The organism is Paenibacillus whitsoniae, assembly GCF_003955665.1.
In the GTDB taxonomy this organism is placed as follows: Bacteria; Bacillota; Bacilli; order Paenibacillales; family NBRC-103111; genus Paenibacillus_E; species Paenibacillus_E whitsoniae.
Genome location: NZ_RXHU01000005.1, coordinates 60,194 through 66,193, shown reverse-complemented (window position 1 = coordinate 66,193; position 6,000 = coordinate 60,194). Strand labels below are relative to the sequence as shown.

Below are 6,000 nucleotides of genomic sequence, written 5' to 3'. Positions count from 1 at the left end.
TGGTGTTGTCATGCTTTCCAGCCCTTAAACTTCTCTTGCATACATATCTGGATTTTTGCGCTTATGGCGCTCTCCCCATACCTTCATAGACAGGATGATCGGCTCCAGGGTCCGTCCGTACTCAGTGAGCGAGTACTCTACCTTCGGCGGTACCTGTTGATACACCTCCCGGTGGACAAGTCCTTGCTGCTCCAGCTCCCTAAGCTGCAGCGTCAGCATCCTCTGCGTGACTCCCGAACAAAGCTTCGTCAATTCTCCAAACCGCTTCGTCCCCTCGAACAAATGATACAGCACGATTCCTTTCCACTTGCCACCGATGATTTCCAACGTGTATTCCACCGGACAGCCTTCGGTTTCCTTCTCGCAGCCGCTGTATTTACTCTTGTGTTCCTCTTCAGTCATTGGGAGTATCCTCCTTACTATAATAATTGATAGTATAGCACTAAAATGTAGGTACTTACGCATATTCATGATATCACATATAATCAACTCATCGGTAGAACTTCACGCTATTACGAAACCCAAAGGAGAGATTTCCATGACCTTAATGAAAGCCGTAGGCCTTACCCGTTACTTGCCGATCGACCGCGAAGACAGCTTGATGGATGTGCAGGTGGAGAAGCCCGCGGCCCGCGGCCGCGACCTTCTCGTTCGCGTCCAAGCGATCTCCGTCAACCCCGTCGACGTCAAAGTCCGTTCTCCCAAGGAGCGCGTCGAAGCCGAGCCCCGCGTGCTCGGCTGGGATGTCGCGGGAATCGTCGTCGAGGCCGGCGAAGACGCCACGCTGTTTGAGCCCGGCGACGAAGTGTACTACGCGGGCAGCATCGTCCGCCCCGGCGGCAACAGCGAGTTCCATCTGGTCGACGAGCGGATCGTCGGGCGCAAACCGAGATCGCTGGATTTCGCCGAAGCAGCCGCTCTTCCGCTCACCACGATCACCGCATGGGAGAGCCTGTTCGATCGGCTTGGCATCTCGCGCGAGGCCTCTGGCAACGAGGGGCGTAACCTGCTGATCATCGGGGCCGCCGGAGGCGTCGGCTCGATCGCGACGCAGCTTGCCGCCGCGGCGGGCCTGACTGTCATCGGAACGGCGTCGCGTCCCGAGACCGTCCGGTGGGTCAAAGAGCTTGGAGCGGCCCATACGATCAGCCATCGCGAGCCGCTTGTTCCTCAGCTTCGGCAGATCGGCTTCGATACCGTCGATTACATTCTCTGCTTAAACAGCACGGAGCTTCACTGGGCTCAAATGGCCGAGGCAATCGCTCCCCAAGGCCGGATCTGCTCCATCGTGGAGACCTCCGAGCCGTTGAACCTGAATCTGCTCAAGGACAAGAGCGCGACCTTCTCTTGGGAGCTGATGTTCACCCGATCCCGATTCGGTACCCCGGACATGATCGAGCAGCACCGGCTGCTGAACGAGGTAGCCGACCGGGTCGACGCCGGAAAGCTTCGCACGACCGTGACGAAGAGACTCTCCCCGATCAATGCCGCCACGTTGAAGGAGGCGCACGCCCTTATCGAAACGGGAAGCACCATCGGCAAAATCGTCATCGCAAACTAAAAGAAAGCCTGTTCTCCAATTCGGAGCACGGGCTTATTTTTTCGCTGCTTATGAGGTCAGAGGCCGGTTCATCTTTTATTGAAAATCAATTTACGATTTTGGTATCGTTTAACGAAACGCGTTCAGTAGATCGTTCAAAGTCTCGGCCATCGACGGATGCGTAAAGATGGTGTCGCGCAGAACTGAATACGGTTGTCCGGAATTCATGAACATCGACACGATGTTCACGACTTCGCTCGAATCCGCGGCGAACATCGTGAATCCTAGCAATCTTTCAGTCTCCACGTCGACGATGGCCTTTAGGATTCCGTCTGTTTGTTTGAGCATACGGGCTCTTGGCGAAGCCGCGGCGGGCAGCTTGGCCACCTTCACCTTATGGCCTTTGCTTATAGCCTCGGATTCTGTCATACCGACGTGGGATAGAGGCGGATCGATAAAAACGGAGGTCGGAACGTTCTTGCGGTCCTTCGTTGTCCGCAGGCTCTGGCCGAACAACTGGTCCTTAAGGATGCGGTAATCATCGAGCGAAATATAGGTGAATTGCGGGCCACCGTTGACGTCGCCGACGGCCCAGATGTTCGGAACGTTGGTTCTCAGCCTCTCGTCCACTCGGATAAAGCCTTGCTCGTCCCTTTCCACGCCAGCAGCTTCGAGATTTAAGCCTTCGGTGTTGGCTATTCGGCCTGTCGCCGCCAGTACCGCATCCGCCTTCAGCTCTTCCACTTCGCCATCGGATGAAGTCAGATACAAAGTTGCAGTTGACCCGCTCTCTTTGATCCGGTTAACTCGCGTCCCCAGCCGAATGCGGATTCCTTTCTTCTCGAGCCCTTTCTGCACTTCTTGAGCGATATCCCGATCCTCCTTGGGCATGAAAAGAGGACCTCTCTCGATAAGCGTCACATCGGAACCGAAGCCGGCGTAGATCGAGGCAAATTCCAGGCCGATATAGCCTCCGCCGATAATCGCCAAGCGGGCGGGCAGCTTCGCAAGATCCAGCAACCCGGCACTCGTATAGACGAGACTGCTTGTCATGCCGGGGATGTCAGGGACAACCGGTTTGGCGCCCGTATTGATAAAGATCCGATCCGCTTCCACGATCCAGGATCCCTCCTGCGTCTTCACATGAACTTCATGAGGGGACAGGAAGGAAGCCGTTCCCGTCAGTACGGTGGCTCCCGGATGACCGTTTACGTTATCGAAGTTCTTGGTACGCAGGAAAGCGACGAGCTCGTCCTTCTCCTTTATCGCGCCGGCATAGTTCGCCTTCTTTTCTTCTATGCCGATTCCTGCCTGTTGCGAGAGCAAGTGAGCTCGATGAGCCAGCGTCTTCGTCGGAATGCAAGCCACGTTAATGCAGGTTCCGCCGTACATCAGAGAGGATTTCTCCACAACCATGACCTTTAGCCCTTGGTCGGCCAGGAAGGGAGCCAGCGTCTTGCCCCCTTTGCCGAAACCGATAATCAGCGCGTCGACTTTTTCTTTCCTGTTCTTCATTGTTAACCCCAGCTTCCTTTGGTTTGTCTTGTTATGGGAAGTATAGTTCATATGACGAATCCATACCAGCACCTACATGATAAGGATAACTTAATGCTTGCAAAGAACGGCAGCCGTGACAGGCTGCCGTTTTCATTCAAGATTTTATTTCTCATGAGAAAAGTCTGTGGAAAACGCTAGATCTTTTTGTGCTTCTAATGATTCAAGTCGCTCGGTAAGAGCTTTGTGTATAGTCGTATAGGAATCGCTCCCAAGCGCGATTCTTCGGGGTGCCGGATCTTGGGCGACACTGTCAATCATAATGGTGACCATCTTCGCCGGGTCGCCGATGGATGTAGCCGTTCCTTCTTCAAGCATGCGACGCGCATAGATGGCCGGGGAGGCTTCATAAGCCTCTATCTTCGGAGCTAATTTGGAGTTCTTATATCTAAAGTTGGTGCTAGCACCGCCCGGCTCCACGATCGTAACTCCAATGTTAAAGGGAGCAACCTCATGCATGACCGATTCCATGAATCCCTCAATCCCCCATTTGCTCGCATGATACAAAGAACCTCCAGGGAAAGCGGCTTGACCCCCTACGGTAGATAGTTGAATAATCCGCCCGTTACCTTGGGCTCGCAAATTAGGAAGAACGGCTCGAACGACTTGAATGGAGCCAATGAGGTTCGTTTCGATTTGATGGATGATTTGTTCATCTGTCAATTCCTCGGCAGCTCCGAATAAGCCGTAGCCGGCGTTATTTACCACGACATCAATCTTGCCTAATTCTTGAAATGCGTCATTCACAACTCGGCGAATAGCGGACGTATCCGTTACGTCAAGCTGAGCTAGCCATAATAGATCTCCGTATTTATTTTTAAGATCGTCCATAACTTCCATGTTCCGAACGGTTCCCGCAACGCGGTCTCCGCGCTCCAGCAGTTGTTCTGTCATGAGACGACCAAATCCGCTGCTTACTCCTGTGATTAGCCATGTTCGTTTAGTCATTAAGGAAACCTTCTTTCGATAATTTGAACCAGAACTAACTGACTGGTTAGTTAATACAATAAAACTATCTAACCCTTTTGTCAAATGATATACTGTAACCTATTGTTATGCGTTATGAAAGGAAAGATACTTATGCGTAATGCGGAAGCGACTCGAGAACGTATTCTGGAAGCAGCTATGGCCGAATTCTCCGCCTTCGGGATCCAAGGGGCTCGTGTAGATCGAATAGCCGAGAATGCTGGCATCAATAAAAACATGATTTATATTTATTTCAAAAATAAGCAAACTTTATTTAACACGATACTGCAGAAGCAACTTACGCGCGTTTATAAAGAGATTGACTTTACTCCCGAGGACTTGCCCGGATTTGCGGTTCGCGTTTTTGACTTTGCAGTGAACAATCCTGAATTGATGCGCTTATTGGCATGGTCCAATATCGAACAGCATGCGGAAGGTCTAAGCGAGCGGGACGACGCGCATAGCATGAAAGTAATATCCATAACGGAAGCACAAAATTCGGGTCTGATCGGGAAGGCCTTCCCTCCGTCCTTTATTCTGACGACGATTATGACGCTTGCTACTTCTTGGACAATAGCCAACCCCTTCGGCTTGGCATTCGACTCGGCGAGCTTAAATAATGTTCAAGCCTTGAGGGACGGAATCGCAAAGGCCGTTGGATTAATCGTATACGCCGGTATCGAAGCATAGGCGCTGGGGACTTAATATTGGGAACGATAAGTANNTACTTATCGTTCCCAATATGTTATTCTTTGTTCCATAGAGAACGATCGTTCCCAAAAGGTGAATCAATAAAATGGGAAATGGAGAGGATAACATGGAAGGATTCTTTGAAACGAAGCATGGCGTTGTTGCTTGGAACGACGAACTGCAGAGTGTAATGATGGAATGGAACGGCTTCGCATACGGAGAGGAATTCCAGACGATCCTGATGAAGGGAGCCGAACTGCTGCATAAGAAGAAGGGTAGCAAGGTTCTCATGGATACGCGCAACGGAGCTGCGATCAAGGCGGAGGATAAGGCGTGGATTGGCGAGATCTTCGTCAAGAAAGCATACGAGAGCGGGCTAAGGCAGATTGCGTTGGTACAGCCTCGCAGCGTTGTCGCGAAGCTCAGCATCAATCGAACCGTAGAAGGACTGGGAACCCTGCCTTACCTTCAGGAGAACTTCTCCGATTGGGACGAAGCCGTGAACTGGCTCTCCGCTTCTTCGCCGAAGCTGCAAGTGATCGGCTGAAGCAGGATTTCCTTACCGTCTCCATTCTTTACTGATCGTTCCCGATTTGATAAGATGGCCAAGGGAGGGAAAAGCAAATGGCTAGAAGCAAGGAATTCGAAGAGAACGTCGTCCTGGAGAGGGCCATGAGATTGTTCTGGGAGCAAGGCTACGAGAAGACTTCGTTGAACGACCTGGTCGAGAAGATGGGGATTCACCGGAGAAGCCTGTACGATACCTTTACCGACAAGCATACTTTGTTTCTTAAGGCGATGGATCGATTCGGGGAACGAATGGCTGCCCGCTGGGAGGCTAGCATCAAGCAAGCCTCCACGGCTGAAGAGGCGATAAGGCTTGTCTTCAACTTAGTCATCGAAGGCGAGGAAGACACGCCTGCCGGTTGCATGCTCGTGAATTCGGCGGTCGAGCTGGCGAACCGGGACCAATCCGTAGACGAGAAGACCTCGTACGGTTTCGCCAAGTCGGAGCAATTGCTGACTGATCTCGTGGAACAAGGACAGCGCGAAGGCCAATTCTCCAAGCGATTCGAAGCGAAGGAGCTGGCCGAATACCTTCATAACGCCTTGTCGGGCGTCCGGGTTATGGCCCGTACGTCGGCGTCGAAGGAGAAGCTCCACCGGATTGCTGACTTGTCGCTGGATATTTTGAAGAGATAAAAGAGAATCTCTTCTTTTTTTGAATAAACTAGAACGATCGTTCCCAA

At 52.0% G+C, this 6,000-nt stretch carries 7 protein-coding genes; 4 read left to right on the top strand and 3 right to left on the bottom strand.

Annotated features, from left to right (window positions below; genetic code table 11):
• Nucleotides 1–24 precede the first annotated feature (24 nt).
• Nucleotides 25–402 (bottom strand): winged helix-turn-helix transcriptional regulator, encoded by a 378-nt coding sequence (locus tag EJQ19_RS01110; RefSeq protein ID WP_126139370.1) that lies wholly within the window; start codon nucleotides 400–402, stop codon nucleotides 25–27.
• 136 nt (nucleotides 403–538) lie between these two features.
• Between EJQ19_RS01110 and EJQ19_RS01105 the strand changes: the two genes are divergently transcribed.
• Nucleotides 539–1,561 carry a zinc-binding alcohol dehydrogenase family protein gene (locus tag EJQ19_RS01105; RefSeq protein WP_206438344.1) on the top strand — a complete coding sequence of 341 codons (1,023 nt, stop codon included), beginning with the start codon at nucleotides 539–541 and terminating at the stop codon, nucleotides 1,559–1,561.
• A gap of 108 nt (nucleotides 1,562–1,669) precedes the next feature.
• Here the strand turns inward: EJQ19_RS01105 and EJQ19_RS01100 are convergent, their stop codons facing one another.
• Both EJQ19_RS01100 and EJQ19_RS01095 read right to left on the bottom strand, forming a co-directional pair.
• Entirely contained in the window at nucleotides 1,670–3,055 is a 1,386-nt protein-coding gene (locus tag EJQ19_RS01100) for an FAD-dependent oxidoreductase (RefSeq protein ID WP_126139369.1), read from the bottom strand.
• A 144-nt stretch (nucleotides 3,056–3,199) separates the two neighbouring features.
• Nucleotides 3,200–4,042 (bottom strand): SDR family oxidoreductase, encoded by an 843-nt coding sequence (locus EJQ19_RS01095; protein ID WP_126139368.1) that lies wholly within the window; start codon nucleotides 4,040–4,042, stop codon nucleotides 3,200–3,202.
• Between the two features lie 132 nt (nucleotides 4,043–4,174).
• On the opposite strand from EJQ19_RS01095, the gene EJQ19_RS01090 reads away from it, so the two are divergent.
• The 3 genes from EJQ19_RS01090 to EJQ19_RS01080 all read left to right on the top strand — a co-directional run bounded on the left by EJQ19_RS01090 (nucleotide 4,175) and on the right by EJQ19_RS01080 (nucleotide 5,953).
• A complete protein-coding gene (locus EJQ19_RS01090; protein WP_126139367.1) occupies nucleotides 4,175–4,750 on the top strand; it encodes a TetR family transcriptional regulator in 576 nt (191 codons plus the stop codon).
• A 127-nt stretch (nucleotides 4,751–4,877) separates the two neighbouring features.
• The gene (locus EJQ19_RS01085; protein ID WP_126139366.1) at nucleotides 4,878–5,297 is read left to right on the top strand and encodes a hypothetical protein; all 420 of its coding nucleotides are present in this window, start codon (nucleotides 4,878–4,880) and stop codon (nucleotides 5,295–5,297) included.
• A 77-nt stretch (nucleotides 5,298–5,374) separates the two neighbouring features.
• Complete coding sequence (locus tag EJQ19_RS01080) at nucleotides 5,375–5,953, top strand: TetR/AcrR family transcriptional regulator (RefSeq protein ID WP_126139365.1); 579 nt, start codon at nucleotides 5,375–5,377, stop codon at nucleotides 5,951–5,953.
• The last annotated feature ends 47 nt before the right edge of the window (nucleotides 5,954–6,000 follow it).